The following is a 16828-nucleotide window of genomic DNA, read 5'->3' as shown; positions in this document are numbered from 1 at the left end:
CAAGGTATTTTGTATCGCCGCCGTACTATTCCCAACCGATTTCATTAGGGCATTAAATTTCTTAAATGAACAGTATTATTTAATTTTTTATAAACTCATTCCATTTTGGAATATCTAATTAGAATTACTCATCCCATCTTAAGGTTATGTTAATTTTTAAAAATTATTATCGCCGTGCACACAGTAACTGTAATTTTCTTATATAAACAATGAATTACATTTAATAAAAGGAAGTTAACATGAAAAATCATTTTAAAAATGGGATGAAAAAATACGGTCGCAGGATGGCTAGTTCTTTTAGCAGTAATAGAAAAGATATTCTTGAAGAAAATAAACTTAATCATGCTGAGCGATTAGCGATTACACCAGTTGCGCTAGTAGTTGATCCTTTAGTCCTAATACCGCTAGGCGTGGGCGCAGCAGCAGTGGGTTTACTTGCTATTACTACAGGTCTTGCAGGTAGAATTCTGATTGGAAAGGGAATAACCTTAATGGCGACCGGAGGCGGATTGTTAATCGGTGGAGTAGCAATAGCTGGAATGGGGGTTATTAGCCCAGTGCTTAGTATTGGGAGTATTCCATACAATAGCTATGAGGCATTTAAAAATCGTGAAAGAGCTCTTCCTGCTATGCATACGGACATAGATGACAATAAATCCTCTTCTGCGACGGTAACAGCGGTTTTAATTCAAAAAGGCACGGATGTCCCTAATATAGCCTCTAATCAGCAAGAACTCTCGCCTCCATTACACACAGGTCCGTTGTTTTCTGAGAATAATAATAGTTCATCTCAGGAGGAAATCCAACCATCAGTGAACAATGTAATTAATTTATAAGCAGATCAATTGTGGTAGAGCGTCGTTTAGTCACAAAATTATTTGAGATCTCGATATTGTCGCCTTTCTTCTCGCTACCACAGTATCCGTTTAACCGTAGTCAGATGTTTCCGGAATAGACCCTTTTCAATTGGCGTCCCGGAGAGGATTTGAACCTCCGACCTGCCCCTTAGGAGGCGCGTGCATAGTTGTCCTAATGAATCCATTTTCATCCATAAAATTACTTAATTCAATAGGTTATTATTATTGATTTGTCCATTTTAATCCAATAGAATTCACCTGAAACCAACATATTGGTTATCCCCATGGTTAACCCGATAATATAGAGCTTATTTTGAAGAACAAATTAACAAAACTCCAAGTTGACAATGCTCCGGCCAAGAACAAAGAATACAATCTTTCTGATGGTGATGGTCTTTTTCTGCGAGTTAGGCCAACAGGTGCTAAGAGCTGGGTATATTTTTTTCGTTTAGGCGATGATCGACGTTTGCACCGTATGACGCTTGGTTCGTTGAATGATTTTTCCTTAAAGGAGGCACGCAAAGAGTTGGCGAATGTCCGTACACTGGTGCGGAAGGGTATTGATCCGCGAACTGCACGTGCAGCTGAAAAAGCAGAAAATACACAAGCTATAACCATGCAAACATTATTTGATGTCTGGATTGCATATGTTAAGGCAACTGAGCAAATGAGCGAGCTTTGGGCAAAGCGCCATGAAGAACGTTGGTCTCTTCATCTTAAAAAAAATCTTGGTAATTTATTAGTAAAAGATGTTAACAGATTTCATCTAACGGTTGTCCTAGAAAAAATGTCCCTTAGCGGTATTAAAGAGGAAACTCGTAAGGCACTTACAACACTGAATTTAATGCTTGATTACGGTTTGAAACACCGGCATGTAATAGAAAATTCGGCCCGCTTACTAAAACCAAAAGATTTTAATGTCTCAGCTAATGCTCCTCGCGATAGAGCTCTTTCATTGGATGAGCTCAATAAGCTATGGAGTGTCCTGGATACTGCAACCTCGCTGCAAAATGAAAGAGTTTCTATCAAAACAACAATAATCACAGCCAGTGCTATTAAATTATTAATTTTAACTGGAGCACGCAGAGCAGAAGTGGCAAAAATGTCTTGGAAAGAGCTAAATTTGAACAATGGTATTTGGTCACTACCCAAAGAGCGCACAAAAAATGGCCGGGCTCATGTGATTTATCTTTCTGAGCTGGCAGTGAAAATCATTAAAAATCTCCAACCTCTTACTGGGCAATCACCTTACGTCTTTAATACTGGCCGCAATGCAGAAGAAAGCCATATTAGAGAGGATACTTTGACACGGTATATAGCTCGATTAAGGCAATCTTCCAAGAATAAGAGCGAAGCTCAACCTAATGAGGATTCTTTTTTGAGTGATATGGAAGCATTTACTGTGCATGACATAAGACGCTCAGCGGCGACAGCCTGGGCTGAGCATTTAAAAACTCCACCACACGTAGTTGAAAAAATGTTGAACCATCAACCGATAAATAAGCTGATAGCTACATATCAACGAGCGCTTTATAGCGATGAACAAAAGAGCGCGTGGTTGGCATGGGGTGTAATGGTAGAGCAGAAAATTGCAACTAATGATAAAAATAATCTTAGTTTAAATAATAATTAGAAAACGAGCTTAGATATGAATATTCCTCCTGAACTACGGCAAGAAAAAATTGAATTAATACAAGAGGTTTTAAAAAAACTCTCTTTTGAACAATTGATGAAAATGCATGGAAATAATTGGATACTTAATAAAGATGAGCTTTCAAAAAAATTAAAAACTCAAACTGATTATGAGTTAGACTGCATTCTCGCTAGAACAGATGAATATAGGCCATATTACAAACAAAAAGCCGAGAAAGAACGATTTTTTAATCAACCTGACTGTAATGCTGATTTTGCTTATTGGAGTAAACAAATTGTTTGGAGTATCGATGAGGGAATCGCTTTAATATTGGGCAAAGATCCAAGAAAAGTTTATTGGGAAAATATTAAAGAATTTGTAGAGCGTTCTTCTCTAGCAAAAAAATTTGAAGAGATAAGAACAACTGCAAAAGGATATATAAAGTTTCAACAATTATCCGACCCTGTAGTTCCTTCTGTATTCCTTACATGGATTCAACGAATGAATTTTACTGATGTTAATGTTCCTTGCGTACTTATCGAATCGGTCGAGTCTTTGGGCATACAGCTTACTGATTGGCAAGATCTTTATAAAAAAATGGAAAGTAGTCGCGATAAATTAAAGGAGCAATACAGCGAGGCTGTAACTCTTATTGAGAGTCAAAGCAAATTCATCCAAAGCTTAAAACATGAAATAGATGAGTTGGGTATCTCACCTAATTCTGAAAAAACCTTATTAAAAATAATTGGTGCTCTAGTAGAGACAATGTTTATGAATAGTACAGGAGGAAAGCAAATTTCACCTTTTAATAGCCAAGCTGCTTTGATTGAATTCTTAGAAGATAATTTTCCTAAAGTAAAAGGCATATCAAAATCAACGCTTGAAGATAAATTTGCAAAAGGTAAAAAGCTATTGGAAAAAAATAAATAACCCCAGCTGGGGTTTTGAAAAATTAGCTGCTACCCCAGTCGGGGTAAGGGCACATTGAGGGCGGATAATCGCCTATTCTATCATGGCTCCTGAATTCATTTGGACAGGAGCAAATTCTAATGTACGAACTACCTCAAACTGGTTTTCTAAGAATCGATCAAATTCTTGGTAGCCCCAAGCACTGTCTTTCTCCATTAATTCCAGTAGGAAAATCTACGTGGTGGGAAGGAGTTAAAACAGGACGGTTCCCAACGCCCGTAAAGCTTGGCCCAAAGATCACTGCCTGGCGAGTTGAAGATATTAAACAACTTATAGAACAGGATTTTCCAGAATATAAACCTAGACGGGGACGATTATGCAAGAAAAAAGAATTGAAATAATCTTTTCCTTGTTTTTGATACGGATTTCAGAAACTAGTCAAAAGTATGGGATGGGGCAGGCTTATATCCAGGGTCAACTAGAAGAGGCATGCCACCAATTAACGCTATTTTGCAAAAGGAACTATAAGGATTTGCGTCATGGATTTTAATCAAATTATTAATCAATTCCAAGCAGAGTTCTCAGCAAAGGGGATTACTCCTCCAGACGAGATCATTGCTGATGGGAAGCTACATCGTTTCCACATTGAAGGAGATAAATTTAGATCTAAAAATGGATGGTATGTACTTTATCTTGATGGTGTGCCATGTGGGGTATTTGGGAGTTGGAAACAAGGAGTGAATTTTAAATGGAGTGCTAAAAATCAAAGCTGCATGACAAAAGTTGAACTCCGTAATCAAATGGAGCGCATAAAAGAAGCTAGTAAAATGCGTAATGCCATGAAAGACAAGGAACAACAGGAAGCGGCTTGTCTAGCTGAGAACCTCTGGGAAGGTTATCCAAAAGCAAGTCCGCATCATCCATACCTGAAAAAGAAACACATATCGCCATACTATGCTCGTCAATTTTACCAAGAAATAGTTTTACCTGTGATTGATTTTGATGGAAAAGTATGGAGTCTGCAGTATATCAACGAACTTGGTGAAAAAAGATTTTTGTTAAACGGGGCAATTAAAGAACATTTTATGCCTGTTCAACACCAACCATATCATAATCAAAAGATACTAATTTGTGAGGGATTTGCTACAGGCGCAACTTTGGCTGAAAAGTATCCTACATATTGTGTGATTGCAGCTTGCAATGCTGGAAATTTAAAACCAGTTGCTCTCCATATTCGTAAAAATATACCTTGTGCAGAAATTACTATCTGCGCAGATGATGACAGGATGAGATCCGATAATCCTGGGGTAATAAAAGCACGTGAGGCAGCAATCGCATCGGGGGCATTATTTTGTAAACCCAAATGGCCCGAAGGTTCACCAGATTCATTGAAAGACTTTAATGACCTGTATTGTTGGCTAGCTGACGCAGAGGTGCAGCATGCCTAACATTGATTTAGAAATTTATGAGGGAACAAAGGGAACTGAGAGAACCATTAGTGATGACGTTCTATTCGAGGGTTCCCCTAAAGATATAGTTGAGGGAACCATAGATACTGATAATTTAGAAAATTTCATAGATATAAAGTTAGAGGTAATTTCACCTAATCATGTTCCGCCAGAAAATCTCAATGAACCTGAAATCAAACGCCCTGGATACATGGTTTATGACGATTGGTTTTCAATTGGCGGCCAATCCAAGCCGCCAGGTTTGTATTGGCATGGATTTACAAATGGTCAAGATCCTAAACCAATCGATACATGGGTGTCTTCACCTATTCATGCAAATGCAATTACGGCGGATGAGCGTAATGAGTCGTTTGGTCTATTATTACGATTTATTCAACCCTTTGGGGGATGGCGTGAATGGTCAATGCCTATGCATCTTCTAAAAGGGAATGGCGATGAAATGCGTGGTGAATTACTAAATTTAGGGGTCAGAATAAATCTTGATGCCAAAAAACATTTAAATACTTGGTTAATGCTTCAAAAACCTCAATGCAGAACAATAGCCGCAACACGTACTGGATGGCACTCCAATGGAAACGCTTTTGTAATGCCTAATAAAACTATTGGTGATGATAATGTGCGCTTTCAATCAGAATATGCAGCACATGATGATTTTATTCAGCAAGGCGATATTCAAAAATGGCGTGAACAAATTGCTACACGTTGCAGCGGGAACCCAATTTTATTGTTATCAGTGTCTACAGCCTTTGCCGCACCGCTGTTATTAAAAGCCAAACAACAATCTGCAGGTGGTGGAGGTATTCATTTAATCGGCAAGTCTAGTAATGGCAAAACTACTGCATTACAAGTAGCTGCGAGTGTATGGGGTGGTCCAGGTTATGTGCGTGCTTGGCGTGCTACTGCTAATGGTTTAGAGGCTACAGCAGCGGCATTAAATGATAGTTTATTAGTTTTAGATGAAATCAGTGAGTGTGATCCTCGTGAAATTGGTTCCATAATTTATGCATTAGCAAATGGACAAGGAAAACAGCGGGCAAAGCGTAATGGTGGATCACGTGATTCATTTAGATGGCGGACAATCGTCTTATCTAGTGGAGAGCGTACTTTATCGGCTCATATGCAAGAAGCTGGGCAGAACATTAAGGCCGGTCAAGAAGCAAGACTGCTGAATATCCCTGCGACTGATCGAGCTTATGGTACGTTTGATACTCTTCATGGATTAAACGATGGACGCGCTTTTGCTGATTCTATGAAGCAATCTACAAGCTTAAATTTTGGGGTTGCTGGTCCAGAATTTATAAAAAAACTTTTGGAAGATAAGGACAATCTATCAGCACTATATGCCAGGTTTTGTAAATTAAGCGGTTTTTGTTCTTCAGATGGTATAGAAAGCCGCGCGGCTTGTTTATTTGCATTAATTGCCCTCGCAGGTGAAAAAGCAACTGAATATGGTTTAACTGGATGGCAAGAGGGTGAAGCATTAGAAGCCGCTATTGAATTATTTAATAAATGGCGTGATTTTCGAGGTCAGGGGCAAACAGAAATGCGCCAGATACTTCAAGGGATACGCCATTTCATTGATAGACATGGAGATAGTCGCTTTTCCGGAATTGATCAAAAAGCGATCGCATACGAAGGAGATAACATTGATCAAAGACCCGTAGTTCGAGACCGTGCTGGTTATTGGAAAGATACTAATGGAGGACGTATTTTCTTGTTTAATTCGTCAGCATTGCAAGAAGCAGCAATAGGATTTGATTTGAAAATTATTTTACAGACATTGAATGATGCTCAGTGGATTATCGAAAAAGATCACGGAAAAAATTCTAAAAAAGTAAAAGTTGAAGGGCGGACCCTTTCATTGTACTGGATTTTAATCAAAGAGGAAGCTTAGCTATGAGCGTTCTTAACTTATTAGCCAGTATGGAGTTTATATCAAGCTCTCCGGTTCCCCCTAAAGCAACACCAGAGGTAACTCTGGAAATGCAGGTGGAACAAGCAAGTTCCCCGGGTTCCCTCGATAATAATCAAGAAGAATATAGTTTTGTTACTGGGGATATTCAATCAACTATGGTTTGCAAATGCGGTTATCGGCGACCATTTTGTTCATGTGGTTTTTATAAATTTTCAGGTTAACTCAAGGAGAAGGATAATGGCTAGAAAGACCAAAGCTCAAGTAATGTTAGAGCAAGATGAAAAGAAAAGAGCCGAAGAAAAAAAGAACGCAGCAACTACAGAGTTGTACTTACATTGCCGTGGCCATGCAACTATGGCACTTAGTAAATTACATGGCAGTGGATTTGATGGGGTAGCTGCACTTGAGCGATTGTCCAGGAGTGTGGATCGTATCCATAACAATGATACTAATGAAATTGAAGCCATGCTTATGACACAAGCTAAAAGTCTTGAATATCTATTCTATGATGCACTAGGTAAGTTACCTAGTTCAAATATGGAACACGCGGAGGTTTTTGCGAGTATTGCCCTAAAGGCTCAATCCGGCTGCAGAAAAACGCTAATGGCATTGGCAGAGCTAAAACATCCCCGTCGGACAACGACTATAATAAAACAACAAAATAATGCTATTACTCAGCAAGTAAACAATAATGTAAAATCTGAAGCATATGAAATTGAAAATAATAAAAAAATTGCAAACGAACTGAATGCTAAGGTCGCTTATGAAGCAAAGAATATGGACATCGGAACAACGATTACAACAGGCACAGCGAATACGCCAGCAGAAGCCGTGGGAGTATTCAACGGGTCCTAGGACCATAGAAGGGAAAGTCATCTCTCAAAAAAATAGCTTTAAGCATGGTGCAAGATCTAAAGAGATCAGAGATATGCAGCATGAATTTGCTGAATGGAAACGAGAGCTAAAAGCTCTAATCAGCTATGTTTAAATGCTTTAATTATTTCTGCCAATTCATCTTCTTCAGCGTAAAAAAAAGCTGTTGGTAATAGTAATACTTCAGCAAGTTTTTTTAAGGTTAGAAAGTCAGGAGTATGTTTTCCAGTTTCATATTGGTTTATTCGTGGGCTGGCGGAAAAGCGATCAATTCCTGCCGCAATACCCAATTCTTTTTGGGAAAGTTGTGATGCAAGTCGGGCTTCTTTTAATCGTTTGGGTAATGGGGAACTAACCATGTCAACTCAGTTTGCTCAAATGTTTAATCGTCAAACTAAGAGAATCTTAATTTTTTGCTTGACAGGATACTAAGGATTTCTTAGTATACGCCTTAAGTGATTGATATATGATCATCCCGTTAATTTGTTATCACCCGACAAGTGAATTTATTTTGCTTGAAAATAATAATAAATTCGGCTCTGTAACTCATCGTTCTTAAATGAGGCTGTAATGAAAGCAAAATTTTTATTGTTAGGGTTATGTTGTTTTTCTTTGTTACCAATATCGGTAAGCTACGCGAAACGTGGCTATTCCTACTCGTATAAAACCCCCAAGTTTGGGTCTTCTTATGGAAGAACCCATACAGTTAGACCTTACATAAAAAGAAATGGAACTTTTGTTCAAAGACACCGCGCAGCAAATCCGCGATCTGGTGTTCATTGTCACAATAATGTTTGCTACTAAACATACAGAATTGAGGCACTCCATGAAGAAGTTTCTATTTTTTGCCATATTCTTAATGTGCAATTTTATTACACCAATTTATGCTGATAGATTGACACTTTTTTCAGAAGAAATCTCTGCACAAAGTCATTGCCCTAAGGATGAGGTAGTTTGGTTAAATTTGCCAACGGGTATATGGCATAAGAAGGGCGCGCGTTGGTATGGATCTACAAAACGAGGTGCCTATGTTTGTAAGCAAGAAGCAGCCTCAGCCGGAGACAGGCAAAGCTTAAATGGTAGCTAGATTAATTTTATTAGCGGATTAGTTATTTAATAACAATTGAGGAATAAATGAAAAAACTGTTAATCATTTTTTCTATGTACACATTTTCAACGTCAATATTGGCTTGTGAATCTGGACACTGGATTAAATCTAAATCTTCTGATGGTAGTGTAATTGTTCTTGAAGATAACTCTGTTTGGGAAGTCGATTCTATCGATACAATTGATTCGGCTTTATGGCTACCTATAGAAAATATTGTTGTCTGTGATGATGAACTTATTAATTCAGATAATGGGGATAAGGTCAGTGCAACACAACTTAGATAATTTTCCTTGGAATTTTTTGGATAACTTATGAACAAAAATTTTTAGTGGGTATTATCTGCATTTTTTATTCCGCATTTGCTATTGCTGAAACGAACTATATTTGTTTACCACTTAAAGCTACTGGTTTTAAATTTAATAAATATTTAAAGTCATGGGAAGCAAGTATTTTCAATATTCGCGACCAGAAAATGTTACTAAAGAAAACAATTAAAGGATGGCAGTGGCTAAGAATTGGAGATAAATCTGGGAAAAATTGTGGCGAGATAAATCAATACGGATATTTGTTTTGTAGCGACACTTTCGGTCAATTGGAATTTAATATGAAATCATTACGATATGTAGAAACGTATATTCGCGATTATGTTAATGGTGATGAGGACGTAGATACTCCTTATATAGAGATAGGCTCCTGCTCTCCAATTTAAATATTATAAAGAGTTTCTGGTTAATGAGTTGTTATAAAAAAAGGCAAATAATGAGAATTAAATCACCGAGCATATATGCAGTACTATTTTTTTTCTATGGATCTGTTCTTTACCCGTAAATGCATCCATATCATGCACAGAGGTGAAGCAAGACCAAAAAACTTTAAAAGAGAACCCTGGGTATTATTATTATCGTCTTGGTCTATGCGAATTTCGATTTATTCATAATCAATCTCAATTTAATGAGGTGGTTGATACCCTAACTAAATCATTAAAATATGGTTATACCCCGTCCTATTTTGCTTTAGGGCTGTTATATGATAATAAATTCAAAAGTGGTTCTTTATGGCTTCATTCAAAAGGAAAAATTAGTGATTTACTAAAATCTATTGAGAATTATAAAAAAGCTGCTGAAAATCAATCTGTCTTAGCTGAAAATAATCTTGGTGAAGTTTATTTACATTCTGCGAATTTAACAGAGAAATATAGATCAAATAATGATTCAAATGATATTCCTGGTGTTTCTAAACTATTACCTAATCTTGACTCTGCTCTATATTGGTTAGACAGAGCTGCAAAACATGGAAACCCTGCGGCCCAAGGAACATTAGCAGATTTATATTATCGCGGTATAGGGATACCTCAAGACTTCGTTATGGCTTATGTTTGGCAAAATTTATCAGTTACCTCTCAATTTCGATACAATAAAAATATGCAGGATAATGCTACAGGCAGGAAACTTGTTAATAGCCAACGATTACTGGCAAAAAAACAATACAATAATCTTACTGAAATGCAAAAAGACTCATCTCAAGCCCTCCTAAAAGAGTATTCAAAGCTTTATTTTAAAGCGTCTTCAGAATTGGATGAGGAGTGTCAGAGCGCCCAAACCTATATTGCTGGGACTTTGGCTTTAAGGTACATCAAGGTAATAAATAAGCTCTTGGAAAAATAAAATAGGAAGGCATGAATGGCTATTTATGCTTTTTGCCCTGTTCTTTTTCCTTGGGGGCATTAGATTTTTTGGCTGTTGAGGGTATAAAAAAATCCTCTAAGCCAGCTCTCGTATTTGAAGATTGTTTATAAAGTGAAGATGAACCACGGCTATTATCATTTAGAATCTGGTATATACCTTTCATTTTATCTTCATTAAACATGATATTAACCCTCGCTTTTTGGCTCAGAAGATATGAAATCAAAATATCTTCCCCTGTTCTTATAAACTATAGTATATACCTGTCTAAAATAATTAGATATTTCTCTTAATTCTCCTGTTAATTCTGTAACTTTATGAAACAATTCTTTAGTTTCCTCTCGGTCAATTACAAAGCTATGAGAAGGGTAGCCAGAAATAAGTAAATCAAGCCTACCTTCTTTTAAATTAAAATTATTTAGTCTTTCACCATATTCCTTTGCAATTCGAAGGGATCTATCTACCTCTGCCAATCTAATCGGATCAATTTGATTAAAAATAGGAGATAATAAACCGGTAGTAAGATCTGTTGCAATTTGAGCCGCCATTTTTGTTGAAAAATTTACATCCTCTGCAAATCTCAATGAATAAAAATTCCGTTTAAACATCATTTCGGTTTCAGATTCTAAAAACTTTACTGCTTGAATTGGTGTTAATCCAGATGTGCGCTCACCAACTTCATCCTGCTTTAATAATTGAACATCTATTGGCCCAAGCTCTGCGTTCCCAGACATAATCAATTCGTCTGCTCCCAAGCATAATAAAGTGCCTGCGCTTTTACACATTCCATCGATTACAATTTTAAAGTTACTTTCATTAGTGTCATACAAGCTCTTTTTTCGGGTCTTGTAAGCTTTTTGAAAACATTTAGCAATCCTATAGGCTGCATTAGGATCTCCCCCAATTGTAGAAAGGAATAACGTAATGTTTTTTCTTAATTTTCTTTCGCGACACTTATCAATGATATCGTCATCTGGGCCTCTAGAGATTTCACCAAGATAAACAACAATATCTGTGTCATGCTCATCAGCGTATGCATTAACTTGCTTTTGTATTTCTTCGTCCATCATTATTTATTCGCATTGAGTGGTTAGTCATCTTTAGACATATTATAGTTGATCATTCAAAAATATAGCGTATTACTTAGGGCTTAATTAATTGGGTTATCCCTGTGGTTGTCCCCGTTGAAAATTTCCTCTTGAATGATTGAGGTTGAAATTCGTAACCCATTGATTCTATTGGCGTCCCGGAGAGGATTTGAACCTCCGACCTGCCCCTTAGGAGGGGGCTGCGCTATCCAGCTGTGCCACCGGGACTTAAAGAAATTGTAAGTCTACCGTTGTCATTGATAAATGACAACTTCCATTTTTATATTTAGAAAATTGATTAAACGATTTAGGATTTAATATGTTCATATTGATTAAAAAATGAATATTTATGGGTGTGTGATAATCTTGCTGTGGTATACTGTGTTGATTTTTCATGTCGAGCATTGAGCACCGTAAATGAACACTTCAGATTTAAAATACCCATTCCATTCAGTCTGGAATTTTTTATGGCAGGTAATTAAGCCTTATCGATGGTGGTATGTACTTATGCTGCAGGCACCAGTGCTCACTGCTTTATATATTTTTGCGAATAATTATTCTTTTAAACTAATTGTTGATGCTTTTTCCAATGAAACAATTAATTCGTATCATCAACTACTATTTCCTATTTTGTTATTTATCATAGCGCAAATTACTTTGGATGTAGTCTGGAGAATTAGCGATTTTGCAGAGTGGAAAGCAGAGCCTTATGCGCGACAAAGATTGTTATCTTCTGCCTATAATTATGTGCAATATCATTCATATAGTTATTTTCAAAATACGCCAAGTGGAACTGTAATCAGCAAATTAAAGGGGCTTTTGGATGGCTACGACAGTGTTTTTGCGAATATTCATCATATTGTAGGGAAGCATTTTTGTGTCGTTGTTGTCTCGGTTTTTGTGCTTTTAGTGGTTAATCTAAGTGTATTTTGCTTTATGCTTGCTTGGTGTGTGTTAGTTATGGCAGTCATGCTACCTATGGCGCTTAAATTAAATCAGCTATCTAATAAAACAGCGGAGAGTAAACACCAAGTGATGGGCGTTCTTTCGGATAATATTACCAATATATTTTCCTTATTTTATTTTGCCAAACGCCGGTTTGAACATCAGCGTGTTACGCAATTGATGGCTGATGATTTTGTACCGCGACAAATAGCGCTTTATCAGTATGATTTTAAATTTAATATGATTGGCTCAGTGCTTTATTGGTTCATGTTAATTACTGTTTTTTTATTTATGATTTACCTTCGTACTCATGGAGAAATTTCAACGGGTGATTTTCTGTTTGTTATGCTTACAGCAATTACTATTTCTTTTGATTTATGGACACTTATGAGTAGTCTTTGTACTTTTTTAAAAGAAATTGGTGATTTCAAATCTTCTTTTAACATTTTATCCATGCCTCATGAATCACTTGATGAATCTCATGCACAAGCTTTTCAAATAAATGAAGGCAAAATTGAATTTCGTCAATTGTCTTTTGCTTATAATGAAGGCAAGTCAGTATTTGCAAATCTTAATTTACACATCAAACCTGGCGAGAAGATTGGTCTAGTAGGTCATTCTGGAGCAGGAAAATCCACCTTGATTTCATTGTTATTGAAAAATTTTAAACCTACTTCAGGCCAAATTTTGATTGACGATAAGCCTATTTCGAGTATTACATCTGACTCATTGCGGCACCAAATTGCGCTTATTCCTCAAGATATTATGCTTTTTCATCGTACTATTGGTGAAAATATAGGATATGCAAAGGATGATGCAACACTTCAGGAAATAAAGGGAGCGGCAGCTATGGCTAATATCGATGATTTTATTGAGTCATTGCCGGAAAAATATGACACTCTTGTTGGTGAACGTGGGGTGAAGCTTTCAGGGGGGCAACGACAACGTATTGCAATTGCGAGAGCATTTTTAAAAAATGCATCAATTGTTATCCTGGATGAGGCAACCTCAAGCCTTGACAGCATTTCGGAACAAGAAATTCAACAGTCAATTAATGAAATGCTGGAGCAAAACAAGGCAACGGTTATTGCTATTGCTCATCGTTTGTCTACTATTCGTCATATGGATAGAATTGTCGTAATGGAAAATGGCCTGATCATCGAAGAGGGTGCTTTTGATGCATTGATCAATAACCAAGAGAGTTATTTTAAAAAACTTTGGGACAGTCAGGTAAATGGGATGGTTTTATAAGATAAAAGGATAAATTAAGCTCGAACATAAAAGGTATTTCTATGCCATTGTATGTCGTTAAACGAACGTTATCCATAAAGCTTGTCCCTAGCGAAAACTCGAACTTTCTACATATCTCTAAAAAACCGTTAGATCTAATTCTCCACGTCCCGTGGCTTTCAGGGATAAGCCACGAGGCGTGGAGATGAGGAGAATAGCAAAAAACGTTTAACTTAGATCCATTACTGTATGCTACACTTGTGCCGTATAGTCTCATCAGCTAACATGAGTTAGTAATCACTAAGGGATTGCTTTTAATGATTAATTTTCGATATTTTTTGTTTTTTGTTTTTTTATTTTGTTCTTTGCAAAGCTATTCGGATATGGCTGAAAAGAAAAATAAAGCTTTTCGTAGTTTTTGGAATCCTACTTTTTTGGGAGAGCGTCTAGATTATTGTACTGCCGATGGTAAAGAATGCGGCAAAGTGGTAGCTGATCGTTATTGCCAAATCCTAGGTTATGATTATGCAAGTCAAAATGAAATCGCTTATAACATTGGTTTAACACACTACATATCAACTAGTAAATTTTGTAAAGGATGGCGCTGTAATGGTTTTATGACGATTGCTTGTGTTATCAACTTATCACATACTCCGCCTAAATCTTATCATTATCGAAAGAAACGTTTTACTGCTCCTCGTTATAATGATTATCGCGTAGATTGGTGCTATGAACAAAAAAAAGGTTGCGGTGCACGTGCAGCAAACTCCTTTTGTAGTCGAATGGGTTTCATACAAGCTAAATCTTTTGTTAAAGAAACTCAGGTTGGTGCTACTAAAACAATCGGGAGTCAAGAGTTATGTTTTGGTAATTTGTGCAACTCATTTAAAACGATAGTGTGTTATCGATAATTTAATTATTAATGATTTCTTACTATATTAATTATAAGAGTGAGGGTATAAAAAGATAAGACTTAGGATAAGTTTATGAGTATTAATGACAAGGTTTATATCATTGATAATAATAAAAGTCGTGGTGAAAAGTTGCGAACTATACTTGAGTTTATCGGTGAATCAACTGAAGTCAGTATGTATGGTCAATGGCAAATTTTTGCTGATTCGAATCCTGATGTGATTCTTCTTGGTGCAAGCAAATTAGTTGAAGAAACGCTACATGAGCTTGATGCATTAGTAAGTAAATTTCTCAAGGTACCAATTATAGTTATTGGTCAAAAGTTAAACAATTCTCAATGTATCTTACGTAATGTTGTTTCTTGTCAACCTTTTCCATTTAGTTATGTGCAAATAATGGAAGCACTACATCAATGTAAAATTTCTCAAGAAGTAGCAAAGTCTATCACTATCGGTAATTATAGAAATCCTTTATTCCGAAGTTTAGTAGGAAATAGTTTGAGTATCCGCACTGTACGTAGATTAATTGAGCAAGTAGCTGATACTGAGGCGAGTGTTTTAGTTTTAGGAGAGTCGGGAACAGGAAAAGAGGTAGTTGCTCGTAACATACATGCATTTTCATCAAGAGCAAACAAGCCTTTTATACCAATTAATTGTGGCGCTATTCCTGGAGAACTCCTTGAAAGTGAATTATTCGGTCATGAAAAAGGTGCTTTTACGGGGGCGATTACTTCTCGGCAGGGCAGATTTGAGTTAGCAAATGGCGGTACTTTATTTCTTGATGAAATAGGGGATATGCCTTTACCTATGCAAGTCAAATTGTTACGTGTATTGCAAGAACATTGTTTTGAACGAGTAGGCTCCAATAAAAGTATTGATGTGAATGTTAGAATTATAGCCGCGACTCATCGGAATTTAGAAAAAGCAATCAAAGAAGGAAAATTTAGAGAGGATTTATTTTATAGGCTGAATGTGTTTCCCATTGAAATGCCACCATTAAGAGAAAGGGCAGAGGATATTCCACTTTTATTTAACGAATTGATCGCACGTATCGAAAGTGAAAAGAGGCCAATTGTTCATCTAATGCCGGATGCAATGGCTGCTTTATCAGAATACAGTTGGCCGGGTAATATTAGAGAGCTGGCTAATTTAGTGGAACGATTAACGATTTTGTATCCCAAGGGTATTTTGAGTAAAGAAGATCTACCGCAAAAGATACGTGGTGAATATAAGCCTGCATATTTTGAGTCTGAACGAGAAGCTTTATTGCAAGTAATAAGTCAGGGAACGGCTACAAGTACAGAAGGCATAGATTTAAAAGAACATTTAGTGAAAACTGAGTTAGCTCTTATTAGTCAAGCATTAAATGAATCGGATTGGGTTGTCGCTCATGCAGCGAATTACTTGAACATGCGACGCACTACTTTAGTAGAGAAAATGAGAAAATATGGCCTTACTCGTCCTGACGGAGTATAACGTTCAAGAGTATAGTATCGTCCAGGGGGTATGCGTTCCTCTTGGTGAAAGGCTGTATTTGGCGTGAACGCTTATGGAGTATATCCAGAGTCAGATATAGTCGTCATCGCGAACCAAGAGAAGTAATCCAGTTCAAAACTTCAATGCAGTATTGTGCTGGATTCCTTCTCAATAGCTTGCAAACGAAATATACAGACCCCAGTTAATGCTTTCTCTTAGATGTCAGGAGTCGCTCTATTAATTTATACGATAAGATAACAAAAAAATAGAATTATTATTTTTTGCTATCATCAGTTGTTGGCGCATCAGAAGTTTGTTCATGTGAATCAGGTATTTCTTCTTGAACTGGGCTATTTTCAGTTTCCACTTCTTCTTTTATTGGTTGAGCTTCTTGAGTAGGTTTACTTTCAGTCTTCACTTCTTCTTGTACAGGTTGAGCCTCTTGAACAGGTTTACTTTCGGCTTTTACTTCCTCTTTAGCAGGCGGTGTTTCTGGAGCAGCTTGTGCCTGTTCACTCTCTTGCTGTGCTCTATTTTCTTTATAGGATTGGACTATCTCTCCTACACTTTTTTTGATGTCCGTATATAGTTTGCTTGTCATTGAAGCTAATTCCTTGAGATCAGGTAATTTTGATTTAAAGTCACTCATAACTCACTCCACTCTGTAATATAAGTTAATTATATACCATTATCCCAATTTCAACAGTTTACCTATTAAGAATGTTAATTTCC

At 36.8% G+C, this 16828-nt stretch carries 19 protein-coding genes and 1 tRNA gene; 15 read left to right on the top strand and 5 right to left on the bottom strand.

Annotation, left to right across the window (positions count from 1 at the left end):
* Positions 1-239 precede the first annotated feature (239 nt).
* From Lgra_RS02420 to Lgra_RS02385, 8 genes are all read left to right on the top strand, one after another.
* Positions 240-836, top strand: coding sequence for a hypothetical protein (locus tag Lgra_RS02420; protein ID WP_058497695.1), 597 nt, complete (start codon positions 240-242; stop codon positions 834-836).
* Positions 837-1170: 334 nt separating this feature from the next.
* Positions 1171-2490, top strand: coding sequence for a tyrosine-type recombinase/integrase (locus tag Lgra_RS02415; protein ID WP_058497694.1), 1320 nt, complete (start codon positions 1171-1173; stop codon positions 2488-2490).
* A 15-nt stretch (positions 2491-2505) separates the two neighbouring features.
* Positions 2506-3420, top strand: coding sequence for a hypothetical protein (locus tag Lgra_RS02410; protein ID WP_058497693.1), 915 nt, complete (start codon positions 2506-2508; stop codon positions 3418-3420).
* A 119-nt stretch (positions 3421-3539) separates the two neighbouring features.
* Positions 3540-3800 carry a helix-turn-helix transcriptional regulator gene (locus tag Lgra_RS02405; protein ID WP_058497692.1) on the top strand — a complete coding sequence of 87 codons (261 nt, stop codon included), beginning with the start codon at positions 3540-3542 and terminating at the stop codon, positions 3798-3800.
* Positions 3801-3938: 138 nt separating this feature from the next.
* On the top strand, positions 3939-4847 hold the full coding sequence (locus Lgra_RS02400) for a toprim domain-containing protein (RefSeq protein WP_058497691.1): 909 nt from the start codon (positions 3939-3941) through the stop codon (positions 4845-4847).
* Positions 4840-6762, top strand: a complete 1923-nt coding sequence (locus Lgra_RS02395; RefSeq protein ID WP_058497690.1) for a DUF927 domain-containing protein — start codon at positions 4840-4842, stop codon at positions 6760-6762. The genes Lgra_RS02400 and Lgra_RS02395 overlap by 8 nt, the downstream gene beginning before the upstream one ends.
* Positions 6763-6764: 2 nt before the next feature.
* Positions 6765-7004, top strand: a complete 240-nt coding sequence (locus Lgra_RS02390) for a hypothetical protein (protein ID WP_058497689.1) — start codon at positions 6765-6767, stop codon at positions 7002-7004.
* 16 nt (positions 7005-7020) lie between these two features.
* On the top strand, positions 7021-7638 hold the full coding sequence (locus tag Lgra_RS02385) for a hypothetical protein (protein ID WP_058497688.1): 618 nt from the start codon (positions 7021-7023) through the stop codon (positions 7636-7638).
* A gap of 119 nt (positions 7639-7757) precedes the next feature.
* On the opposite strand, the gene Lgra_RS02380 is transcribed toward Lgra_RS02385, so the two are convergent.
* The gene (locus tag Lgra_RS02380) at positions 7758-8015 is read right to left on the bottom strand and encodes a helix-turn-helix domain-containing protein (protein WP_058497687.1); all 258 of its coding nucleotides are present in this window, start codon (positions 8013-8015) and stop codon (positions 7758-7760) included.
* Positions 8016-8482: 467 nt separating this feature from the next.
* Between Lgra_RS02380 and Lgra_RS02375 the strand changes: the two genes are divergently transcribed.
* The 4 genes from Lgra_RS02375 (at position 8483) to Lgra_RS02360 (ending at position 10428) form a co-directional block, all read left to right on the top strand.
* The gene (locus tag Lgra_RS02375; protein WP_131743506.1) at positions 8483-8743 is read left to right on the top strand and encodes a hypothetical protein; all 261 of its coding nucleotides are present in this window, start codon (positions 8483-8485) and stop codon (positions 8741-8743) included.
* Between the two features lie 74 nt (positions 8744-8817).
* A complete protein-coding gene (locus Lgra_RS02370; protein ID WP_131743507.1) occupies positions 8818-9048 on the top strand; it encodes a hypothetical protein in 231 nt (76 codons plus the stop codon).
* A 44-nt stretch (positions 9049-9092) separates the two neighbouring features.
* Positions 9093-9473, top strand: coding sequence for a hypothetical protein (locus Lgra_RS02365; RefSeq protein ID WP_058497684.1), 381 nt, complete (start codon positions 9093-9095; stop codon positions 9471-9473).
* Positions 9474-9615: 142 nt separating this feature from the next.
* Positions 9616-10428 carry a tetratricopeptide repeat protein gene (locus tag Lgra_RS02360; protein WP_058497683.1) on the top strand — a complete coding sequence of 271 codons (813 nt, stop codon included), beginning with the start codon at positions 9616-9618 and terminating at the stop codon, positions 10426-10428.
* A gap of 19 nt (positions 10429-10447) precedes the next feature.
* On the opposite strand, the gene Lgra_RS02355 is transcribed toward Lgra_RS02360, so the two are convergent.
* From Lgra_RS02355 to Lgra_RS02345, 3 genes are all read right to left on the bottom strand, one after another.
* Positions 10448-10630, bottom strand: a complete 183-nt coding sequence (locus Lgra_RS02355; RefSeq protein WP_058497682.1) for a hypothetical protein — start codon at positions 10628-10630, stop codon at positions 10448-10450.
* A gap of 4 nt (positions 10631-10634) precedes the next feature.
* A complete protein-coding gene (locus Lgra_RS02350; RefSeq protein ID WP_058497681.1) occupies positions 10635-11516 on the bottom strand; it encodes a Clp protease/crotonase-like domain-containing protein in 882 nt (293 codons plus the stop codon).
* 169 nt (positions 11517-11685) lie between these two features.
* A tRNA-Arg gene (locus tag Lgra_RS02345) sits at positions 11686-11762 on the bottom strand.
* Between the two features lie 189 nt (positions 11763-11951).
* Here Lgra_RS02345 and Lgra_RS02340 point away from each other — a divergent pair.
* The 3 genes from Lgra_RS02340 (at position 11952) to Lgra_RS02330 (ending at position 16096) form a co-directional block, all read left to right on the top strand.
* Entirely contained in the window at positions 11952-13730 is a 1779-nt protein-coding gene (locus Lgra_RS02340; RefSeq protein WP_058497680.1) for an ABC transporter ATP-binding protein, read from the top strand.
* A gap of 296 nt (positions 13731-14026) precedes the next feature.
* On the top strand, positions 14027-14620 hold the full coding sequence (locus Lgra_RS02335; RefSeq protein WP_058497679.1) for a hypothetical protein: 594 nt from the start codon (positions 14027-14029) through the stop codon (positions 14618-14620).
* Positions 14621-14695: 75 nt separating this feature from the next.
* Positions 14696-16096, top strand: a complete 1401-nt coding sequence (locus Lgra_RS02330) for a sigma-54 dependent transcriptional regulator (RefSeq protein WP_058497678.1) — start codon at positions 14696-14698, stop codon at positions 16094-16096.
* 274 nt (positions 16097-16370) lie between these two features.
* On the opposite strand, the gene Lgra_RS18185 is transcribed toward Lgra_RS02330, so the two are convergent.
* On the bottom strand, positions 16371-16745 hold the full coding sequence (locus Lgra_RS18185) for a hypothetical protein (RefSeq protein WP_065231745.1): 375 nt from the start codon (positions 16743-16745) through the stop codon (positions 16371-16373).
* Positions 16746-16828: the final 83 nt, after the last annotated feature.

Origin of the sequence: Legionella gratiana (assembly GCF_001467695.1) — a bacterium.
Taxonomy (GTDB): Bacteria; Pseudomonadota; Gammaproteobacteria; order Legionellales; family Legionellaceae; genus Legionella; species Legionella gratiana.
This window is presented reverse-complemented; position numbering and strand designations above follow the sequence as displayed.

Excerpts from the sequence above, each read along its gene's own strand:
- Lgra_RS02420 (WP_058497695.1), top strand. The coding sequence starts at position 240 with ATGAAAAATCATTTTAAAAATGGGATGAAAAAATACGGTCGCAGGATG.
- Lgra_RS02410 (WP_058497693.1), top strand. The coding sequence starts at position 2,506 with ATGAATATTCCTCCTGAACTACGGCAAGAAAAAATTGAATTAATACAA.
- Lgra_RS02405 (WP_058497692.1), top strand. The coding sequence starts at position 3,540 with ATGTACGAACTACCTCAAACTGGTTTTCTAAGAATCGATCAAATTCTT.
- Lgra_RS02400 (WP_058497691.1), top strand. The coding sequence starts at position 3,939 with ATGGATTTTAATCAAATTATTAATCAATTCCAAGCAGAGTTCTCAGCA.
- Lgra_RS02395 (WP_058497690.1), top strand. The coding sequence starts at position 4,840 with ATGCCTAACATTGATTTAGAAATTTATGAGGGAACAAAGGGAACTGAG.
- Lgra_RS02390 (WP_058497689.1), top strand. The coding sequence starts at position 6,765 with ATGAGCGTTCTTAACTTATTAGCCAGTATGGAGTTTATATCAAGCTCT.
- Lgra_RS02385 (WP_058497688.1), top strand. The coding sequence starts at position 7,021 with ATGGCTAGAAAGACCAAAGCTCAAGTAATGTTAGAGCAAGATGAAAAG.
- Lgra_RS02380 (WP_058497687.1), bottom strand. The coding sequence starts at position 8,015 with ATGGTTAGTTCCCCATTACCCAAACGATTAAAAGAAGCCCGACTTGCA.
- Lgra_RS02375 (WP_131743506.1), top strand. The coding sequence starts at position 8,483 with ATGAAGAAGTTTCTATTTTTTGCCATATTCTTAATGTGCAATTTTATT.
- Lgra_RS02370 (WP_131743507.1), top strand. The coding sequence starts at position 8,818 with ATGTACACATTTTCAACGTCAATATTGGCTTGTGAATCTGGACACTGG.
- Lgra_RS02355 (WP_058497682.1), bottom strand. The coding sequence starts at position 10,630 with ATGTTTAATGAAGATAAAATGAAAGGTATATACCAGATTCTAAATGAT.
- Lgra_RS02350 (WP_058497681.1), bottom strand. The coding sequence starts at position 11,516 with ATGATGGACGAAGAAATACAAAAGCAAGTTAATGCATACGCTGATGAG.
- Lgra_RS02340 (WP_058497680.1), top strand. The coding sequence starts at position 11,952 with ATGAACACTTCAGATTTAAAATACCCATTCCATTCAGTCTGGAATTTT.
- Lgra_RS02335 (WP_058497679.1), top strand. The coding sequence starts at position 14,027 with ATGATTAATTTTCGATATTTTTTGTTTTTTGTTTTTTTATTTTGTTCT.
- Lgra_RS02330 (WP_058497678.1), top strand. The coding sequence starts at position 14,696 with ATGAGTATTAATGACAAGGTTTATATCATTGATAATAATAAAAGTCGT.
- Lgra_RS18185 (WP_065231745.1), bottom strand. The coding sequence starts at position 16,745 with ATGAGTGACTTTAAATCAAAATTACCTGATCTCAAGGAATTAGCTTCA.